This is a genomic window from Pseudarthrobacter sp. Hb11 (assembly GCF_059383655.1).
The window spans coordinates 555,917-574,310 of the sequence record NZ_JBWZCM010000002.1 but is presented as its reverse complement, the minus strand read 5'-3'; the positions used below and the strand labels follow the sequence as shown (position 1 = coordinate 574,310).

Here is an 18,394-nt window from a genome sequence, read left to right as displayed (position 1 = left end):
GAAGCCTCAGGCCAGCACGGCGACTACTTGGCGGTCTTGGCTACTTGGCGGTTTCGCCGAACCAGGTGGTCTTGAACTTCTCGAGGGAGCCGTCGTCGGTGAGGCGCTTGAGCGTGCCGTTGACCTTCTCCGCCATGGCGGTGTTGCCCTTCTTGATGGAGATGCCCAGCTGCTCGCCGGTGGCGAACTCCTCAACACTCTTGAACTTGGGCTGGTCCTTGATGGCGTAGCCGAGGACGGACTGGTTTCCCAGGGCGGCGTCGATGGTGCCGGCCTCAAGCGCCTGCACGAGGAGGCCCGTGTCCTCGAACTGCTGGGCGTCCAGGCCCTGCTCCTGTGCGTACTCAGCGCCGGTGGTGGCCTGCTGGACGCCCACCTTCTTGCCCTTGGCTCCATCGAGGCCCGTGATGCCGGACTCTTCGCTGGCTACCAGGGCCAGGTCGTCATCCAGGTAAGGGGTGGAGAAGTCCATCACGGACTTGCGGGTGTCCGTGATGGAGATGGAGGAGATGCCGAGGTCGCACTGGGTCAGCGCGGTCCCGGTCTCGATTGCCTCGAACGAGCTGTCCACGATGCTCAGTTCGGCGCCGAAGTCCTTAGCGAGTTCCTTGGCGATGTCCACGTCGAAGCCGACCGTCTGGCCGTCCTTCTCGAATTCGAACGGCTCGTAGGGGATGTCCGAGCACACCGTCAACTTGCCGGCGTTGATGAGCTGGATGCCGCCTTCGGAGGCTGCCGGAGTGGAGCTTCCGCCGCCGCAGGCCGTGAGGGTGAGGGCGCCGACGGCGAACAGTGCTGCTGCCTTGGCGGTGATCTTGGCCGTGGCCAGGGACTTGAGCTGCATGTTTCTTACCTTTTGTTGCAGGAGTGTGCGGTACTAAATCGGTTCATAGTGTAGCGCCGATTAGGAGATATGCATCACAGGAAACTTAGATTCACTATTGGATAACCAAGTTACCGTTGTTTCAAGCCTAGGTGAAGCAGCCCTGTCCCGTATCCCGGACTCTCTGCCTAGTTGCTGATTCCGAGCGACTCCAGCATGGGCCGGAACTTCGCCCAGGTCTCCGCGAGCTCAGCTTCGGGCTGGGAGCCGTCCACTATTCCGCAGCCGGCATACAGCCGCACGGTGTCGCGGGACTCGATGACCGCTCCGCGCAGGGCAATGCCCCACTCGCCGTTTCCGGCGGCATCCAGCCATCCCACCGGACCGGCGTACGGCCCGCGGTCCAGGTGCTCCAGCTTGCGGATGAGCGCGCCGGCCACCTGGGTGGGGGTCCCGCAAACGGCGGCAGTGGGGTGCAGCGCGTTGATCAGGGCGAGGCACGTGGGGACGTGACCTTCCACTTCAGTGAGTTCTGCCTTTACGTCCGAGGCCAGGTGCCAGACGTTTGGCAGCTCCAGAATAAACGGTTCATCGTGCGCGTTCATCGCTTCGGAGAACGGAGCCAGCTGGGACGTGAGCGACTGGATCGCGATTTCGTGCTCATGCCGTTGCTTCTCTGATCCTGCGAGCACCCGGGTGGCGTAATCCATGGGGAGGCCGTCCTCGCCGTGCGCATCGCGGCGGTCCAGGGTGCCGGCCAGCACGCGCGCCTGGGCGGTACGTCCCTCCACTTGGATCAGCATCTCAGGCGTCGCGCCGACCAGCCCGTCCACCCCGTACGTCCAGCATTCGCGGTACCGGCCGGCGAGCTCCCGCAGCACCTGCGCGGCGTTCACGCCGGAAGGAACGGTGGCAACGACGTCGCGCGCCAGTACCAGCTTCTCCAGCGCCCCGGTCCGGATTTCGGCCACACCTGCTTCCACGGCGGCCATCCAGTCCTCCTCGCTCAGCGATCCCGTGTGCAGGGTTGCGCCGGCAGCAAGGGGAAGGGGACGTACGACGGCGCCGCCTGACCGCGGGTGAACCGCGCCGGAGGTACCGTCCCCGGCAGAGTCCGCTGCCGCCATCGTGCTTTCACCGGAGGGGGAGCTGCTGCCCAGCAAACGGTCCAGTGCGGCGAGGGCGCCCTGCTCGTTGAGGGGGCCGTCGTCGAACGTCAACTGGGTAAGCCAGGCTTGGCCGTCACGGACGCCCACAACAACCTCGGGCACGATCAACCGGGATTCGTGGGCTGAAGTCTTGGAGAAAGCGAAGGATCCGAAGGCCACTGGACCTGTCCCCGGGAGTTCCACGGAGTCCGTGATGTCGGCTTCGAGGACCAGGTGTCGCCACCAGATATCAGCTTCGAGGAAGCGCTCGGGACCGGTTGCGGTGAAGCGGGTGATCTCGCCGAAGCCCACCAGCCCTGCCTCGCGGCGGGTCCAGCAGAGCACATCGTCCCGGACCAGAAACGACGGCAGCCCCCCGGGGAATTTTTGGCCGTCAAGGGGGACTGTCAAGGTGCGGAACGTGCTGGTCATGATGGATCAACACTACCCCTCACGGTAAACCGCAGTGGCGTGCGGCGCTTCGAACCCCTTGTACCCCGATACCCGCCGCGGCCCGTGCTGCTATAGCGCCGCGCGCGAGGCCGGAGCGCTGGCGTGGGCCTTGGTCCGGACCCTCCTGAACATTTGAGACAATGTCATGGTGAACCGAGCATCCTTGGATAAGCGTCCGGACGAAGTAGCCACGATGTTTGACGACGTCGCCCCCAAATACGACGTCGTCAACGATGTCCTGTCCCTGGGGCAGACCCGCCGCTGGCGCAAGGTAGTGGTGGAAGCGATGGAAGCCGTCAAGGGCCAGCGGGTCCTGGACCTGGCCGCCGGAACGGGTACCTCCAGTGAGCCATATGCCGATGCGGGCATAGATGTGGTGGCCTGCGACTTCTCCCTCGGAATGCTTAAGGTCGGCAAGCGCCGCCGCCCGGACATCGACTTCATTGCCGGGGACGCCACCAACCTGCCGTTCGCCGATAACACGTTCGACGCCACCACCATTTCCTTCGGCCTGCGCAACGTCAACGAGCCCAAGAAGGCCCTGCAGGAGATGCTCCGCGTCACCAAGCCCGGCGGTCGCCTGGTCATCGCCGAGTTTTCCCAGCCCGTGGTTCCGCTTTGGCGCACCATGTATACCGAGTACCTCATGCGCGCCCTCCCGCCCGTAGCCAGGAAGGTGGCCTCCAACCCGGACGCCTACGTGTACCTGGCCGAATCCATCCGCGCCTGGCCGGACCAGGACCACCTGGCAGCATGGTTGGAGGAAACCGGTTGGGAGAAGGTCACCTACCGGAACCTGTCCGGTGGGATCGTGGCGGTGCACCGCGCGTTCAAGGCCCCCGACTCAACACCCGACGGCGCAGCTGCCGCCATCGCCGCGCACAAGGGCCCCGTGGCCAAGCTGCGCCGCAACACCCGCTGACCTGTGAGGGTACTGATTGTCGGCGCGGGGCCGGCCGGCTCCACCGCCGCGTACTACCTTGCCAAGGCCGGCATCGACGTCACCGTCCTGGAGAAGACGAGCTTCCCGCGCGAGAAGGTTTGCGGCGACGGCCTCACCCCGCGCGCTGTCCGTGAAATCCAGAAACTCGGCCTGCCCCACCCTGAAGGTGACGGTTGGCGCCGCAACAAGGGCCTGCGCCTGATCGCGGGCGGCCGCACCATCGAACTGCCCTGGCCCGAAGTGTCCGATTTTCCGCAGTACGGGCTCATCCGGACCCGGCTGGGTTTTGACGAGGAACTGGCCCTTCACGCCCGGGCCGCCGGCGCCACAATCCTTGAGCGGCACAGCGTCACCGAAGCCCTCCGGAACGACGACGGCCGGGTCACCGGCGTCCGCGCCGCCGCCCTGGACGAGTCCGGACGAAAGACGGGGGAAACGCACGACTTCAGTGCCGACGTCGTACTCGCCGCTGACGGAAACTCCACGCGCACGGCCGTATCCCTCGGCATCCAGAAACGTGACGACCGCCCGCTTGGCGTGGCTGTTCGCACGTACTTCACCTCGCCGCGCACGGACGATGACTGGATGGAGGGCTGGCTCGAGCTCCCCGGCCGCGACGGCAAGCTTCTGCCGGGCTACGGCTGGGTGTTCGGCGTCGGCGACGGCACGTCCAACGTGGGCTTGGGCATCCTGAACTCGTCCAAGGAATTCGGCAAGCTCGATTACAAGCAGGTCCTCCGCGAGTGGACCGCCGGGATGCCCGCCGACTGGGGCTTCACGCCCGAGAACCAGGTGGGCGAAATCCGCGGTGCCGCGCTGCCCATGGGCTTCAACCGAACGCCGCATTACTCACCCGGCCTGCTCCTCCTTGGGGACGCCGGCGGCATGGTGTCCCCGTTCAACGGCGAGGGTATCTCCTACGCCATGGAGTCCGCGCGCTTCGCCGCCGAGTTCATCATCGACGTCTCCTCGCGCGCGGCCTCTTCCGGCGGAACGTACGACGCCGACACGCACCTCTCCCGGTACGCGGACTATGTGCGGGACCAGTGGGGCTCGCACTTCACGCTGGGGCGGGCGTTCGCCGCGCTGATCGGCAAGCCGGCGGTCATGAAGCTCGCGCTCGGGACCGGCATGCCCATCCCGGTGCTGATGCGGTTCGTGGTCCGGCTCCTGGCCAACCTCACGGACCCCGCGGCGAAGGGCTTCGAGGACCGGGTGATCCGGGTCCTGGAATCCCTGGTTCCGGCCACGACAAACACATCGCACACTCCGTCGGCTTCGAATCAGCGGTATCCGCAACAAAAAGTTAGGGTTAACCAGTGAACAACCCCGCAGACCACAGCTGGACGCACGCCGGGCACGGCCTGCCGGAGTCCGAACCCAGCCTCAACACCACCGCCATCGCGACGGGTTTGCAGCTGCCCGCTGGCTTCGCCGCCATCGCCGGGGATGCCGAGCTGGGGCCGGCCATCACCACCAACCTGGCCCGCGTGGAGAAGAAACTCCGCGAAGCCATTGCCAACTCCGATCCACTCGCTGACGCAACGTCGCGCCACCTGGTGGAAGCTGGCGGCAAGCGCATCCGGCCTTTGCTGACGCTCCTTTGCGCCCACCTCGGCGACGCCTCGCTTCCCGCCGTGGTGCAGGCCGCCGTCGTGGTGGAACTGACGCACCTCGCCACCCTGTACCACGACGACGTGATGGACTCCGCTCCCTTCCGCCGTGGTGCCCCCACGGCTCACGAGGTGTGGGGCAACTCTGTTGCGGTCCTCACCGGCGACCTGATTTTTGCCCGGGCCTCGATCCTGGTGTCCGAACTCGGCTCGCGCGCGCTGGGGATCCAGGCGCGCACGTTCGAGCGGTTGTGCCTGGGCCAGCTGCACGAAACGGTCGGGCCACGCCCGGACGAAGATCCCGTGGAGCACTACCTTTCGGTGATTGCAGACAAGACGGGTTCCCTGGTTGCGGCATCCGGCCAGCTCGGCGCCATCTTTGCCGGCGCTGACCCCGCCTTCGAGTCCGTTTTGGTGGAGTACGGCGAGAAGGTGGGTGTGGCCTTCCAGCTTGCCGACGACGTCATTGATGTCACCGGCATCAAGGTCAAGTCCGGCAAGTCCCCGGGGACGGACCTGCGCGAAGGTGTTCCCACGCTGCCGGTGCTGCTCCTGCGCAGGGCCGCTGCGGATGGTGACCGGTCCGCCGTCGAACTTCTCCAGCTCATTGATGGCGACCTGACCTCCGACGAAGCACTGGCCGAGGCTGTTGCCGGTCTTCGCGGGCACCCGGTTACCGCTGAATCCTGGGTTGTGGCGCGCCAGTGGGCAAATGAGGCCATTGCCGCGCTGGCCCCGCTGCCCGAAGGTGTGGTCAAGGAATCGCTGTCCAATTTCGCGATGGCCGTGGTGGACCGCGCCAGCTAGCTTTCTCGTGGAAGCCCGGCTCCGTGGTGGCGCCGGGCTTTCTGCTTGGGTGGGCTGGCGGCGCCTTCCTGTAAACGGGACAGCCCCGGTCCGCAGCGCTGAATGACGAGTCATCCGTGCTGAGAACCGAGGCTATCTCTCCGTTCGCATCAGACCCGCCGGAGGCGTTTAGCGGATCCGTGAATAGTCTATGACAGTCTTGTCACAAGATGCAAGTCCATTGTTATGGCCCTTGTCAAAGACTTTCTTGCCAAGATTCCCCACCTTTTGTTCGAGCCAGAGCTGAAAGCCCGGCGAGTCACAGCGACCCGCCGGGCGGCATCCCTAAAGCTGGGGGAATTCAGCGCCGACTTTATCCACATAGGTTTCCCGGGCTCTGCCCGCTCCGCTGCTCACCAGCTCTGCTGGCCATATGGAGCTAACCCGTTTCCTCAAATACGCAGGCTCCGTGGCCCGCACGTCCACCCTCCTGCAGGCTGGTTTCACTGACCGCCACCGACGTCCTGATTCACTGCCTCCGTTGTCTGCCCGCTGTGGAAGCTGCCGTCATGGTCGAAAGTGCGGCGCGGCAGGGGGTAACAACTTTGGGCTACCTGCGGGAACGGCTGCCCGGAAGGCGAAACGGCGCTGCCAGGCGGGTGCTCGATTTGGTGGACGGGACAGCGGACTCGGCCATCGAGGTAGTAGCCCGCATCCTCTTCCGGAGCGAAGGAATCCACACCGAGACGCAGGTGGAGCTGCCTGGGATCGGGATTGTGGACTTCCTCCTGGAGGGCTTCCTGATTGTAGAGATCGACGGCGGCAGCCACCTTGAGCCGCGGCAGGTCAAGAAGGACAGGGTCAGGAACAACGCAAGCACCCTCACTGGCTATTCAGTGCTCCGATTCGGCTACGCGGAGGTGGTTTACAACCCTCCGGGACACCAGAAATCCAGCACCCCGCCAAGCCGGCAGGAACCCCTAGTCTTCGTCGTCCTCGAACGCCCACTCGAACATGTCGAACACAAACTCCGAGAACGTGCCCTCTTCGGACTTCCACTGGCCGCGGGTGTTGTTGCGGCGGTACACGATGGGATCCGGGACGCCGAGGTCACCGACGCGGAAGCCCCAGGTGTACTCCTCTTCCTCATCCTCGAGGAACATCAGGAAGCCTTCGTCATCGACTTCGAGCTCGTCGGGATCCCAGAAGTAGTGGTAGGCCTCCATCAGGTCCTCGCAGCCGCCTATGGCCAGGTAGAACTCGCGGAGGACCAAGGGGATCTCGAATTGGTGGTCGGCCAGGGCCTTGTCCAGCTCCTCGGCGGGCAGCCCGTCCTCTTCCTGCCATTCGTCCTCGAGATACTTCGGAACCAGCGCACGGAATTTCTCGAGGAACATGTCAGTCATGCTTCATATCCTAGCTAAAAGCCGCTCCGTGATTCGCCGCCCGCAGAACCGGTGCGGTGCCACCCGTTGACAGCCAGCGGGATGTGCCAGGAGCGCCGCCAGGCCACTACCCGGAACACAAAAACGAGGGCCGCCACCACGCAGGCGGTCACCGCATTAAAGGCTCCCGTTACCCACAACACCGTGGTCAGGGCCGCGCCGCTGAAGGCCGGAACAGCGTATAAGTCCCGGGAGTTGAACAGCTGCGGCACTTCGTTGGCAGTGATGTCGCGCAGCAGCCCGCCGCCCACCGCCGTTGTAACGCCCAGCAGCACCGCCGCCACCGGGTTGACGCCGAAGGACAGCGCTTTAAGGGTTCCGGTGATGCAGAACAGGGCCAGCCCGCCGGCGTCGAACAGGACCAGCAGCGACGTGAAGCGTTCCACGCTGGAAAACAGGAAGTACACCAGGAACGTGGCCAGCAGCGGCGGCACGAGATAGGCCGGATTGGTGAAGGCGGCAGGGACGCTGTTGAGAATGATGTCGCGGATGACGCCGCCGCCGAGTGACACCAGGGAGGCCAACAGGAGCGAGCCCACAATGTCGAACTGCTTCCGGGCCGCCAGCAAGGATCCCGAGACTGCAAAGAAGAAGACACCGGCCAGGTCCAGCCATACCAGGGCGATGTCAAAGGGGAATGTCATGGAGCGTCCCGGCAGTTTCAAAGAGGGCGGACAGGGCGGCTCCAACGTTACGCTAGCCCCTATGAACAGCCCCATCATGATCGCCTGCGCCCATGGGACGTCCAGCACACAGGGTGCCGCGGAGGTGAATGCGCTGCGGGATGCCATCGCCGCGCTCCGCCCGGGCCTCGACGTCCGCGAAGCGTACGTGGACGTCCAGCAGCCGGACTTGGTGGACGTGGTGGCGGGCCTGCCGGAGGGGGAGTCCGCAGTGGTGGTGCCGTTGCTGCTGAGCGTGGGATACCACGTGAAGGTGGACATTGCGAAGGCAGTTAAGAGCCGTCCTGGGAGTGCGGCTGCCGCACCGCTGGGTCCGGATCCGCGTCTTGCCGCGCTGCTGGACCAGCGGCTGCGCGAGGCCGGGGTGACGGACCGCGACGCGATTGTCCTGGCCGCCGCGGGCTCGTCGAACCCTAGGGCAGCGGTGAGCGTGGAGGAACTGCTGGGCCAGCTCCAGGAGCTGCGGACCAACCGGATGGTGGCCGCCTATGGTGCTTCCGCCAAGCCATCCGTGCCCGACGCCGTCACGATGCTTCGCGAGGAACTTGAAGGAGGTGCCGGGGCTGGGGAGTCCGCCGGAGCTGTCGACGTCGGCGGGCGCGTGGTGATTGCCTCCTACCTCCTGGCGCCGGGCTACTTCCATGACCAGCTCGCCAAGGCGGGTGCCGACGCCGTGACGGAACCGCTGCTGCCGTCCCCGGTGTTGGCCGAGATCGCACTGGAAAGGTACGACGCCGCCGTCGCGCAGGCCGCCAAAACCGCAGCCGAAACACCAGCCGAAGGGCCATCCAAAGCGCCAAGCAACGGGCCCGCCGCAGCCCCCGCAGAACACAGATCGGATGCACAGGAGGGTGGCTTCTTCAAGGCCGTCCGGCGTTTCGTGACGAAATATTTCCCTAGGTGACTCAACGTTTCCGGGCCTTTGTGACGCTATTCGGGCGGGACCTACAGTCGATGCATGACTGATACAGCTCTAGCCGGAGCGTCGGCGGACACCGCCGCCCCGAAGCGCCCGGCCCGCCCGTCCCGACCCGCCGCGAAGCCGCACGGTCAGTGGAAGGTGGACGGCAAAACGCCCCTGAACGCCAACGAAACCTGGAAACAGGAAGACGACGGCCTTAACGTGCGCGAGCGTATCGAGAGTATCTACTCCAAAGAGGGCTTCGACGCCATCCCCGGCCAGGACCTGCACGGCCGGTTCCGCTGGTGGGGCCTTTACACCCAGCGCAAGCCCGGGATCGACGGCGGCAAGACCGCAACCCTTGAGCCGCACGAGCTCGAGGACAAGTACTTCATGCTCCGTGTGAGGATCGACGGCGGCGCGCTCACCACCGAGCAGCTGCGCGTCATCGGCCAGATCTCCGTTGACTTCGCCCGGGACTCGGCCGACCTCACGGACCGCCAGAACATCCAGCTGCACTGGATCCGAGTGGAGGACATCCCCGAGATCTGGACCCGCCTGGAAGCTGTTGGCCTCTCCACCACCGAGGCCTGCGGCGACGTTCCCCGCGTCATCCTCGGTTCCCCCGTGGCCGGCATCGCCAAGGACGAAATCATCGACCCCACCCCGCTCATTGAAGAGCTGGGGGAGCGGTTCATCGGCAATCCGCTGCTGTCCAACCTGCCGCGCAAGTACAAGACGGCCATTACCGGCCACCCCAGCCAGGACGTGGTCCACGAGATCAACGACTTTGCCCTGGTGGGTGTCCGCCACCCGGAACTCGGCATCGGTTACGACCTCTGGGCCGGCGGCGCGTTGTCCACCAACCCGATGCTCGGCAAGCGCCTGGGTGCGTTCGTCCGCCCCGAGGAAGCTGCGGACGTATGGCTCGGCGTCACCAGCATCTTCCGCGACTACGGCTACCGTCGCATGCGCACCAAGGCCCGCCTGAAGTTCCTGATGGCAGACTGGGGTCCGGAAAAGTTCCGCCAGATCCTCGAGGACGAATACCTGGGCTACAAGCTGGCCGACGGTCCGGCCGCGCCCAAGCCCACGTCTCCCGGTGACCACATCGGCGTGCACGAGCAGAAGGACGGCAAGTTCTTCATCGGAGCCACCCCGCTGGCAGGCCGGCTGTCCGGCGCCGGGCTGGTCAAGCTCGCGGACACCCTTGAGGCCCGCGGCTCCTTCCGCCTGCGCACCACCCCGCACCAGAAGCTTGTGGTCCTGGATGTCGAGAAGGAGCACGTTGAGCCCCTGGTGGCCGAGCTGGACGGGCTGGGCCTGTCCGCCCGCCCGTCCGTGTTCCGCCGCGGCACCATCGCCTGCACCGGCATCGAGTACTGCAAGCTGGCGATCGTGGAGACGAAGCACACGGCTGCAACCGCCGTCGCCGAGCTGGAACGCCGGCTGGGCGACCTCGCCGCCTCCGGTGAACTGCCGCACGCGCTGTCCCTGCACATCAACGGCTGCCCCAACTCCTGCGCCCGCATCCAGACCGCGGACATCGGCCTCAAAGGCATGATGCTTCCTACGCCCGACGGCGACCCCTCCCCGGGTTTCCAGGTCCACTTGGGCGGCGGGCTGGCTTCCAACGAGCGCGAGGAAGCAGGACTGGGACGCACCGTCCGCGGCCTCAAGGTCTACGTCGATGACCTGCCCGACTACGTGGAGCGCGTGGTCCGTACCTTCGTTGCCCAGCGAGTTGATGGCCAGACCTTCGCCGAGTGGGCCCACGCAGCAGACGAGGAGGCACTCCAGTGAGTAAGCACGCACTTGGTGTTGATCCGGTTGTTGCACCGGCGGTGGCCTCGGCGACCGTTGAGGAGACTGTGGCCTCCGCCGCTCCCGCCCTCCGCAGCAAGGAAGAGCTGAAGGCCCTTGCCGAAGCCGGCGCTGCCGAGCTCGGCTGGGACGCCCCGGCCCGTGACGTCATCGCATGGGTGGAGCGCAACTTCAAGCTGCCCGCGGTGGCTGTCGCCTGCTCCATGGCAGACGCCGTCCTGCCCGCCCTGGTGGCGGACCAGCTGCCCGGCGTCGATGTCCTGTTCCTGGAGACCGGGTACCACTTCCCGGAAACCTATGCCACCCGTGACGAGGTGGCCGCAAACCTCCGCGTTAACGTGGTGGACGTTCTCCCCGAAAACACCGTGGAGCAGCAGGACCGGCTCCTGGGCAAGGACCTCTTCGCCCGCGATGCTGCCCAGTGCTGCGCGCTCCGCAAGGTGGCCCCGCTGCGCCGCACCCTGTCCGGCTACGAACTCTGGTTCACCGGCGTCCGCCGCGACGAAGCCCCCACCCGTACCAACACGCCGCTGGTCACCTGGGACGAGGCCAACGGCCTGGTCAAGGTAAACCCGATGGCCGCGTGGACGTTTGACCAGCTGGTCCAGTACTCGGACGATAACCTCCTGCCCGTCAACCCGCTGCTTTCCCAGGGTTACCCCTCCATTGGCTGCCAGCCCTGCACCCGGAAGGTGGCGCCGGGCGACGACCCCCGCGCAGGCCGCTGGGCGGGCTCCGACAAGACAGAATGCGGACTACACGTATGAGCACTTTCCTAACCGAGGAGACTACCCAGGTGACTGACTCCGCCGTCTCCACCCGACTGAGCAGCCTGGATACCCTCGAGTCCGAGGCCATCCACATCATCCGCGAGGTTGTTGCCGAGTTCGAGAAGCCCGCGCTGCTGTTCTCCGGCGGCAAGGACTCCGTGGTGATGCTGCACCTGGCCACCAAGGCGTTCTGGCCAGGTAAAGTCCCGTTCCCCGTGCTGCACGTGGACACCGGCCACAACTTCCCCGAGGTCATCGACTTCCGCGACCGCACCGTCGAGCGGCTGGGCCTGAAGCTCGTGGTCGGCTCAGTGCAGGAGTTCATCGACCGTGGCGAGCTGGCCGAGCGCGCCGACGGCACCCGCAACCCGCTGCAGACCGTCCCGTTGCTGGACGCCATCCAGCAGAACAAGTTCGACGCCGTCTTCGGCGGCGGCCGGCGGGACGAGGACAAGGCCCGCGCCAAGGAGCGCATCCTGAGCCTTCGCGACGAGTTCGGCCAGTGGGACCCGCGCAACCAGCGCCCCGAGCTGTGGAACCTGTACAACGGCCGCCACACCGTGGGCCAGCACGTCCGCGCGTTCCCCATCAGCAACTGGACCGAGTTGGACATCTGGCGCTACATCGAGCGCGAGAACATCGAGCTCCCCGGCCTGTACTACGCCCACGAGCGCGAGGTCTTTGCCCGCGACGGCATGTGGCGCGCAGTCGGCGAGGTGTCCCAGCCGCTGCCTTCCGAGGAAGTCATCACCAAGACCGTCCGCTACCGCACCGTGGGGGACATGTCCTGCACCGGCGCCGTCGAGTCCGCCGCGTACACCGTAGCCGACGTCGTGGTCGAAGTCGCTGCCTCCACCCTGACCGAACGTGGCGCCACCCGTGCAGATGACCGCATCTCGGAGGCCGCCATGGAAGACCGCAAGAAGGACGGGTATTTCTAATGAGCACCGAAGCGCTTCTCCCGGCGGACCTGGAAACGGCCCTCCCCACAACGCTCTTCCGGTTCGCCACCGCAGGATCGGTCGATGACGGCAAGTCCACTCTGGTGGGCCGCCTCCTTCACGATTCCAAGGCCATCCTGGCTGACACGCTCGACGCCGTTGCCCGCACGTCCGCAGACCGCGGCTTCGGCGGCGATAAAGGCGGGATCGACCTCGCCCTGCTGACCGACGGCCTGCGTGCCGAGCGCGAACAGGGCATCACCATCGATGTGGCCTACCGCTACTTCGCGACCGACCGCCGCAGCTTCATCCTGGCCGACTGCCCCGGGCACGTGCAGTACACCAAGAACACGGTGACCGGCGCGTCCACCGCGGATGCCGTCGTCGTACTGATCGACGCCCGCAAGGGTGTGCTGGAGCAGACCCGCCGGCATTTGTCCGTGCTGCAGCTGCTGCGCGTGGCGCACGTGATCGTGGCCGTCAACAAGATTGACCTGGTGGACTTCAGCGAGTCCGTGTTCCGTGAGATCGAAGCGGATGTGCAGCAGGTGGGCCGTGAGCTGGGCCTCGGTTCAGACGGCATTACCGACCTGCTGGTGGTGCCCGTGTCCGCGCTCGACGGCGACAACGTGGTGGACCGCTCCGAGCGGACGCCCTGGTACACCGGCCCTGCACTGCTCGAGGTCCTCGAGACCCTTCCGGCCGCCGACGAGCTGGAAAGCCACCTGGAGAGCTTCCGCTTCCCGGTGCAGCTGGTCATCCGGCCCCAAGGTGCCCTGGCTCCGGACGCAGTCGCCGGCGGACTGGACGTGGAGGCCTACCGTGACTACCGCGCGTACGCCGGCCAGATCACCGAAGGCTCGGTCAAGGTGGGGGACAAGGTCTCCGTCCTGACTCCCGGGCAGGACCCGCGCACCACCACCGTGGTGGGCATCGACTTCGCCGGCGCCTCGCTGGAGGAAGCCGCCGCCCCGCAGTCGGTAGCCATCCGCCTGGCGGAGGAGTTCGACGTTGCCCGCGGTGACACCATCGCCGCCGCCGGCACCGTCCGCGAAGCCTCGGCCGACCTGTACGCAGCGCTGTGCTGGCTGTCCCCGAAGCCGCTCCGCGAGGGCCAGAAGGTGCTGGTCAAGCACGGCACCCGCACCGTGCAGGCCTTGGTCCGCAACGTGTCCGGCAAGCTGGACCTCGCCTCCTTCAAGTTGGAACCGGCCTCCAACCTGGAACTGAACGACATCGGCCACGCGCAGCTCCGGCTCGCCGCGCCGCTGCCGCTCGAGAACTACCTGCACCACCGCCGCACCGGTGCCTTCCTGGTGATCGACCCGCTGGACGGCAACACGCTCGCCGCCGGCCTGGTGAAGGACCACCCGGGCGACCACGAGGACGAGCGCTACAGCATTTAGCTCCGCCCGAATCTCGTTCTGCCCGATTCGACGGTTCCCTGCGGGTTCGACGTTTCCCGACGTCGCCCTTGCACGGAACCGTCGAATCGGCTGTTTAAGCGCCAGGTCTACGCGCGGCCCTCGAGGATCGACTTCAGCTTTTGCAGGTCCTTCCGCGTCTCCCGGCGGATCATCGGCGCCATGAACAGCCCGGCCAACCTCGAAAAGCCTGAGGGGCTCCCGCTGTTGCCGAGGGTCATGCGGGTCCCGCCGCCGTCGTCCGTCCACGTGTAGGTGGTCTGCATGGGGAACGGTCCCTGGGCGGTGCGCATCACCAGCTTCCCGCCGGGCACATACTCAACGAATTCGTAGGTGTAGTTGAGCTCCCGGCCCAGGAACTTGGCCGTGAAGGCCACCCTGGCACCGGGGCCAACCGGGCCGTCAGTCAAGCGCTGGGGCTTATGGATGTTCACGTACCACCTGGGCGCGTTATCCGGGTTGGCGGCGTACTCCGCCACCTCCGTGCGGGGCCGGTTGATGAGGATGTATCTCTGAACGTTGACCATCGTTGCGTCTCCTGTAAGTTGCAGCGGGTTAGCCTAGGAATCACGTTAGTCCTCATCCGGCAGTGGGAGGCGTCACATGGAGACCATCAACAGCAAGCTGCTCAACTGGGCTTCGATCCTGGACCCCCTAACGCGGGAACAGGCCGTGATGACTGCCGAGCTGCCGTTCATCTATCCGCACTTGGCGCTGATGCCTGACGCGCACTTGGGGAAGGGCGCCACCGTGGGCTCGGTCATACCCACGTTGCGCGCAATCATTCCCGCGGCCGTGGGCGTGGACATCGGCTGCGGCATGATTGCCGTGCGGACCCAGTACTCGCTGACGGACCTCCCGAAGGACCGCCGGCGGCTCCGCGAGGACATCGAGCGTGTGGTTCCGCTGTCCGCCGGGCACAACAACAAAAAAGTGTTGCCCACGGCAGAGCCCCGGATCGCGGAGCTGAAGCAGCTGGCGGCGAAGGCCGGCTTCAACCCTGCTCAGTACGTGGCGAAGTGGGAGCTGCAGCTGGGATCGCTGGGCTCGGGCAACCACTTCATCGAGGTCTGCGCGGACGAAAACGACGACGTATGGCTGTTCCTGCACTCCGGCTCACGCGGCGTGGGCAACAAGATCGCCCAGCACCACATCGGCGTCGCCCAGCACGTGTCCCGGAAGCACCAGATCCGCCTGCCGCACCCGGACCTCGCCTACCTGGACGAGGGGACGCCGCAGTTCGACCGGTACATCGCTGAGCTGCGCTGGGCCCAGCACTTCGCGCTGCTGAACCGCGAGGAAATGATGGACCGCGTCAGCACGCAGTTCGGCCATTGGGTGGGCGGCCCGGTGCACGAACGGGAGCGGATCAACTGCCACCACAACTTCACCCAGCAGGAGACGCATTACGGCAAATCCTTGTGGGTGTCGCGGAAGGGCGCCATCAAAGCCGCGCCGGGCGATCCCGGACTGATCCCCGGTTCCATGGGAACGGCGTCGTACGTGGTGGAAGGACGGGGCAACCGCGAATCCCTGAACTCCTCGCCACACGGTGCGGGCAGGGAGTACTCCCGCAATGCCGCCCGCAGAACGTTCTCGCTGGAGGAGCTTAAGAAGGCTATGCGGGGCATCGAGTTCCGGGCCTCGGAGGCGTTCATCGACGAGATCCCGGCAGCCTACAAGTCCATTGACCAGGTGATGCAAGACGCCGCCGACCTCGTCACGGTCCGGCACAAGCTGCGGCAGCTGATCAACGTCAAGGGCAACTGACGGGCTGGCGCTTCAGGACGCGCCGCCCGCCTGGGCTGCGGCGCGCGTGCGTGCGTCCTTGAGCCACGCCTTGGCCTGGCCAGGGTCGTCGGCCGTGCCGCCGTCCGCATTCAACTCCAGTGCCCGGTCCAGGTCTTCGCCGCTCTTCAGTGGCCAGACGTGGACCTCGATGCCGGCTGCCTGCAGCTGTTCCACGTGCACCGGAGTGAGATGCTCAAACCCCGTGTAAAGCGTGCCCGCGCCCGTGACAATAAGGACATCCTCAAGTTCTTCCTGCTGCCGGCGGGTGGCTGCAAAGGTGCCGACGATGAATCCGCGGGGAACGGCCGGCAGGTGCAGTGCGAGGAGGAACAATGCTTCCGGGAGGAAACTCGAAAACTTGATGCGGCCGGTGTGGGCCGGATTCTGCCCGAGCAGTTCGGCCAGGGCTGGCACCGTGGACGGGTCCTTGATCTCCACTTGGAGCGTGACGTTCGTGAGCTCGAGGACTTCGGCGAAGGTCAGAACCGGCTGTCCCGACGCCAGCGGAACCTCGTGCACCTGGGCAAGTGTCAGCTCGGCGACAGGCATGTCCGCATTCAACCCTCCCGCTGCCAGCCGCTCAAGGGTTGGATCGTGAAGGACGATAGGGACGCCGTCGGCAGTGACGCGCACGTCAAGTTCAATTTCGTCAGCACCGGCGGCCTCGGCCAGGAGAAACGATGCCAGGCTGTTCTCGGGTGCCAGGGTCATGGCTCCCCGATGGCCGACGACCGCAAAGCCGGCATTCCACGGGCGGGCCCGGGAGTAGTGGTTCGGAGAGTCAGTGGGCAACTGCAGAACAGGAAACACCCGGTTGTTGGTCACAACCACAACCTAGGGAGGCAAGGTCAACCGGCAGGTGGAGCGACCTTAACGGGGGAAAAACATCCGGTCAAAAGCCCGGGGGCTTGAGGGACACACAAGGGGGCACAGGATCGTCAGCTCGGGTCGGGCTTCTGCTTAAGGGCTGCCCGCAGGAGATAGGTAGTCTGCCGGCTGCATTGTGTGAGCCGTCGAAGATGGGCCGCCGCCAGCTGGGGCAGTGCAACGGCCGGGTCGGTGTCGCGGGTGTCGTTGCGGATGGCCTGCTCAAGGTTCAGCGCCATCCCCGCCAGCCGCTCCGCCCCGACCATCTGGCTTGAGGTTTTGAGGCTCAGCACTGCTTCCGTAGCTCCCTTAAGGTCCCCGGTGGTCAGTGTTTGCCGCAGCCGCTCGGTCCGCTGGGGCAGGTGCGCGATGAAGTTCTGCACGAAGACCTTCCAGACTCCCTCATCGTCGTCCAGCTCCTCGCGCAACCTCACCAGCACGGCGGGATCCAGGAGGGGTGCGAAGCCATCGCCCTCGCTCATGGTGGCCCCCAATGCGCAGCGCCCGTCCCGGGCGTACGCCAACGATGCAACCGTAGCCTGCAAAACTCGATACCCATGACGCACCCTTGAAGGTCAAAAGCCGATGAGCCTCCCAGCAGGACTTTTAATGGACGCTACGGGGCAGCCGTTGCGGAGGCACGAGTAGTGAGTACTCGATTCTCTTAGGACGGGGAATCGGCAGTACCAAGTGGCTGGCCCACCGTCGCCGGAATATGACGATAAATGAACTCGCGTGACCCCCCGTTTCCGCTTCATTGAACGCCTTTGGGCCACTCCCTATGGTGAAACAATGACTAGTTCCAAGCCCGGGATGACCCGCATCGTGGCAGGCGAAAGCGCGGTTCCCAAGCGCAAGCGTGCCATCGAGGCTGCCCTGGCTGTTGGCCTGGTCCTGCTGATCGTGGTGGGCGCGGTGGTGGCATCGACTGTTTCGCGTAACACCGAGGCGCAGGCTGTTGAACCCACGCCCGCTGCGGAACTGAAGCTCGGTTACTTCGGCAACGTCACGCACGCGACCGCGCTGGTGGGCATCAAGGAAGGCTTCCTTGCCGAGGCCCTGGGCAGTACCGCCCTCAGCACCGAAACGTTCAACGCCGGGCCCGCTGCCATCGAGGCCTTGAATGCAGGCGCCATCGATGCTGCCTACATCGGCCCCAACCCGGCCATCAACTCCTTCGTGAAGAGCCAGGGCGAATCCGTCAAGATCGTGGCCGGCGCTGCTGCCGGCGGCGCCCAGTTGGTGGTCAAGCCCGAAATCACGTCGGCGCGGGACCTCAAGGGCAGGATTCTCGCCTCCCCGCAGCTTGGCGGCACCCAGGACGTTGCCCTTCGCGTCTGGCTTTCAGACCAGGGGTACAAAACCAACGTTGACGGCAGCGGCGACGTTGCCATCAATCCCACGGAAAACGCGCAGACGCTGAAGCTGTTCCAGGACGGAAAGCTCGACGGCGCGTGGCTGCCTGAGCCGTGGGCGTCCAGGCTGGTGCTACAGGCCGGAGCGAAGGTGCTGGTGGATGAAAAGGACCTGTGGGACGGCAGCATCACCGGTAAACCGGGCGAGTTCCCCACGACCATCCTGATTGTGAACCAAAAATTCGCGGCCGACCACCCTGAAACCGTGAAGGCGCTCCTGGCCGGACATGTGAAGTCGGTCGCGTGGCTGAACGAAGCGCCTGCCGCACAGAAGGCCTCCGTCATCAACTCGGCCCTGCGGGAGTCGGCCGGCGCAGCCCTGGCCGACGACGTCCTCTCACGGTCCCTGGCCAACATCACCTTCACCCTCGACCCGCTGGCCGGAAGCTACCCCCGGCTGCTGCAGGACGGAGTGGAGGCCGGCACCACCAAGCAGGCCGACATCAACGGACTCTTTGATCTCCGTCCGCTCAACGACGTCATCGCCACCGGCGGCGGCGCCAAACCTGTTTCAGCCGCCGGCCTCGGCCAGGACTGACTCCCTTTTCTTTCACCACCTACCTAAGG

At 65.7% G+C, this 18,394-nt stretch carries 18 protein-coding genes and 1 pseudogene; 11 read left to right on the top strand and 8 right to left on the bottom strand.

Annotated features, from left to right (window positions below):
- Nucleotides 1-40 precede the first annotated feature (40 nt).
- Nucleotides 41-844, bottom strand: coding sequence for an ABC transporter substrate-binding protein (locus AC50X7_RS06470; RefSeq protein ID WP_494978216.1), 804 nt, complete (start codon nt 842-844; stop codon nt 41-43).
- Between the two features lie 167 nt (nt 845-1,011).
- Nucleotides 1,012-2,403 carry an isochorismate synthase gene (locus tag AC50X7_RS06465; RefSeq protein ID WP_494978215.1) on the bottom strand — a complete coding sequence of 464 codons (1,392 nt, stop codon included), beginning with the start codon at nt 2,401-2,403 and terminating at the stop codon, nt 1,012-1,014.
- A gap of 169 nt (nt 2,404-2,572) precedes the next feature.
- Here AC50X7_RS06465 and AC50X7_RS06460 point away from each other — a divergent pair, with 169 nt between their 5' ends.
- Genes AC50X7_RS06460 through AC50X7_RS06450 form a run of 3 tightly spaced genes read left to right on the top strand, consistent with a single transcriptional unit; the run spans nt 2,573 to nt 5,787 of the window.
- On the top strand, nt 2,573-3,346 hold the full coding sequence (locus AC50X7_RS06460) for a demethylmenaquinone methyltransferase (protein WP_307097793.1): 774 nt from the start codon (nt 2,573-2,575) through the stop codon (nt 3,344-3,346).
- 3 nt (nt 3,347-3,349) lie between these two features.
- Nucleotides 3,350-4,690, top strand: a complete 1,341-nt coding sequence (locus AC50X7_RS06455; RefSeq protein WP_494978214.1) for a geranylgeranyl reductase family protein — start codon at nt 3,350-3,352, stop codon at nt 4,688-4,690.
- Entirely contained in the window at nt 4,687-5,787 is a 1,101-nt protein-coding gene (locus tag AC50X7_RS06450; protein WP_307094234.1) for a polyprenyl synthetase family protein, read from the top strand. The genes AC50X7_RS06455 and AC50X7_RS06450 overlap by 4 nt, the downstream gene beginning before the upstream one ends.
- Before the next feature lie 482 nt (nt 5,788-6,269).
- Here the strand turns inward: AC50X7_RS06450 and AC50X7_RS06445 are convergent, their stop codons facing one another.
- On the bottom strand, nt 6,270-6,596 hold the full coding sequence (locus tag AC50X7_RS06445) for a hypothetical protein (protein ID WP_494978213.1): 327 nt from the start codon (nt 6,594-6,596) through the stop codon (nt 6,270-6,272).
- Here AC50X7_RS06445 and AC50X7_RS06440 point away from each other — a divergent pair.
- Nucleotides 6,555-6,641, top strand: a pseudogene (locus AC50X7_RS06440) (hypothetical protein); the annotation flags it as partial. The gene AC50X7_RS06445 and the pseudogene AC50X7_RS06440 overlap by 42 nt on opposite strands.
- A 105-nt stretch (nt 6,642-6,746) precedes the next feature.
- Here AC50X7_RS06440 and AC50X7_RS06435 read toward each other — a convergent pair.
- Both AC50X7_RS06435 and AC50X7_RS06430 read right to left on the bottom strand, forming a co-directional pair.
- On the bottom strand, nt 6,747-7,172 hold the full coding sequence (locus AC50X7_RS06435) for a hypothetical protein (RefSeq protein WP_307094236.1): 426 nt from the start codon (nt 7,170-7,172) through the stop codon (nt 6,747-6,749).
- A 14-nt stretch (nt 7,173-7,186) separates the two neighbouring features.
- A complete protein-coding gene (locus AC50X7_RS06430; protein WP_494978212.1) occupies nt 7,187-7,855 on the bottom strand; it encodes a trimeric intracellular cation channel family protein in 669 nt (222 codons plus the stop codon).
- Nucleotides 7,856-7,916: 61 nt separating this feature from the next.
- Here AC50X7_RS06430 and AC50X7_RS06425 point away from each other — a divergent pair, with 61 nt between their 5' ends.
- From AC50X7_RS06425 to AC50X7_RS06405, 5 genes are read left to right on the top strand one after another with little or no spacing between them, the layout of a single operon-like run.
- Nucleotides 7,917-8,798, top strand: coding sequence for a sirohydrochlorin chelatase (locus tag AC50X7_RS06425; RefSeq protein WP_494978211.1), 882 nt, complete (start codon nt 7,917-7,919; stop codon nt 8,796-8,798).
- Nucleotides 8,799-8,852: 54 nt separating this feature from the next.
- Complete coding sequence (locus AC50X7_RS06420; RefSeq protein WP_494978210.1) at nt 8,853-10,598, top strand: nitrite/sulfite reductase; 1,746 nt, start codon at nt 8,853-8,855, stop codon at nt 10,596-10,598.
- Between the two features lie 41 nt (nt 10,599-10,639).
- Nucleotides 10,640-11,386 (top strand): phosphoadenylyl-sulfate reductase, encoded by a 747-nt coding sequence (locus tag AC50X7_RS06415; RefSeq protein ID WP_494978256.1) that lies wholly within the window; start codon nt 10,640-10,642, stop codon nt 11,384-11,386.
- Nucleotides 11,383-12,330 (top strand): sulfate adenylyltransferase subunit CysD, encoded by a 948-nt coding sequence (gene cysD, locus AC50X7_RS06410; protein ID WP_494978209.1) that lies wholly within the window; start codon nt 11,383-11,385, stop codon nt 12,328-12,330. Before AC50X7_RS06415 ends, cysD begins: the two co-directional genes overlap by 4 nt.
- A complete protein-coding gene (locus AC50X7_RS06405; RefSeq protein WP_494978208.1) occupies nt 12,330-13,736 on the top strand; it encodes a sulfate adenylyltransferase subunit 1 in 1,407 nt (468 codons plus the stop codon). Before cysD ends, AC50X7_RS06405 begins: the two co-directional genes overlap by 1 nt.
- A 107-nt stretch (nt 13,737-13,843) precedes the next feature.
- Here AC50X7_RS06405 and AC50X7_RS06400 read toward each other — a convergent pair whose 3' ends face one another.
- Nucleotides 13,844-14,281, bottom strand: coding sequence for an SRPBCC family protein (locus AC50X7_RS06400; protein ID WP_494978207.1), 438 nt, complete (start codon nt 14,279-14,281; stop codon nt 13,844-13,846).
- 76 nt (nt 14,282-14,357) lie between these two features.
- Between AC50X7_RS06400 and AC50X7_RS06395 the strand changes: the two genes are divergently transcribed.
- Nucleotides 14,358-15,524 (top strand): RtcB family protein, encoded by a 1,167-nt coding sequence (locus AC50X7_RS06395; RefSeq protein ID WP_307094242.1) that lies wholly within the window; start codon nt 14,358-14,360, stop codon nt 15,522-15,524.
- 12 nt (nt 15,525-15,536) lie between these two features.
- Here the strand turns inward: AC50X7_RS06395 and AC50X7_RS06390 are convergent, their stop codons facing one another.
- Together AC50X7_RS06390 and AC50X7_RS06385 are read right to left on the bottom strand one after the other, a co-directional pair.
- Nucleotides 15,537-16,370 carry a glycerophosphodiester phosphodiesterase gene (locus AC50X7_RS06390; RefSeq protein WP_494978206.1) on the bottom strand — a complete coding sequence of 278 codons (834 nt, stop codon included), beginning with the start codon at nt 16,368-16,370 and terminating at the stop codon, nt 15,537-15,539.
- 113 nt (nt 16,371-16,483) lie between these two features.
- Complete coding sequence (locus AC50X7_RS06385) at nt 16,484-16,894, bottom strand: Hpt domain-containing protein (RefSeq protein WP_494978205.1); 411 nt, start codon at nt 16,892-16,894, stop codon at nt 16,484-16,486.
- A gap of 331 nt (nt 16,895-17,225) precedes the next feature.
- Here AC50X7_RS06385 and AC50X7_RS06380 point away from each other — a divergent pair, with 331 nt between their 5' ends.
- Entirely contained in the window at nt 17,226-18,365 is a 1,140-nt protein-coding gene (locus tag AC50X7_RS06380; protein ID WP_494978255.1) for an ABC transporter substrate-binding protein, read from the top strand.
- Nucleotides 18,366-18,394: the final 29 nt, after the last annotated feature.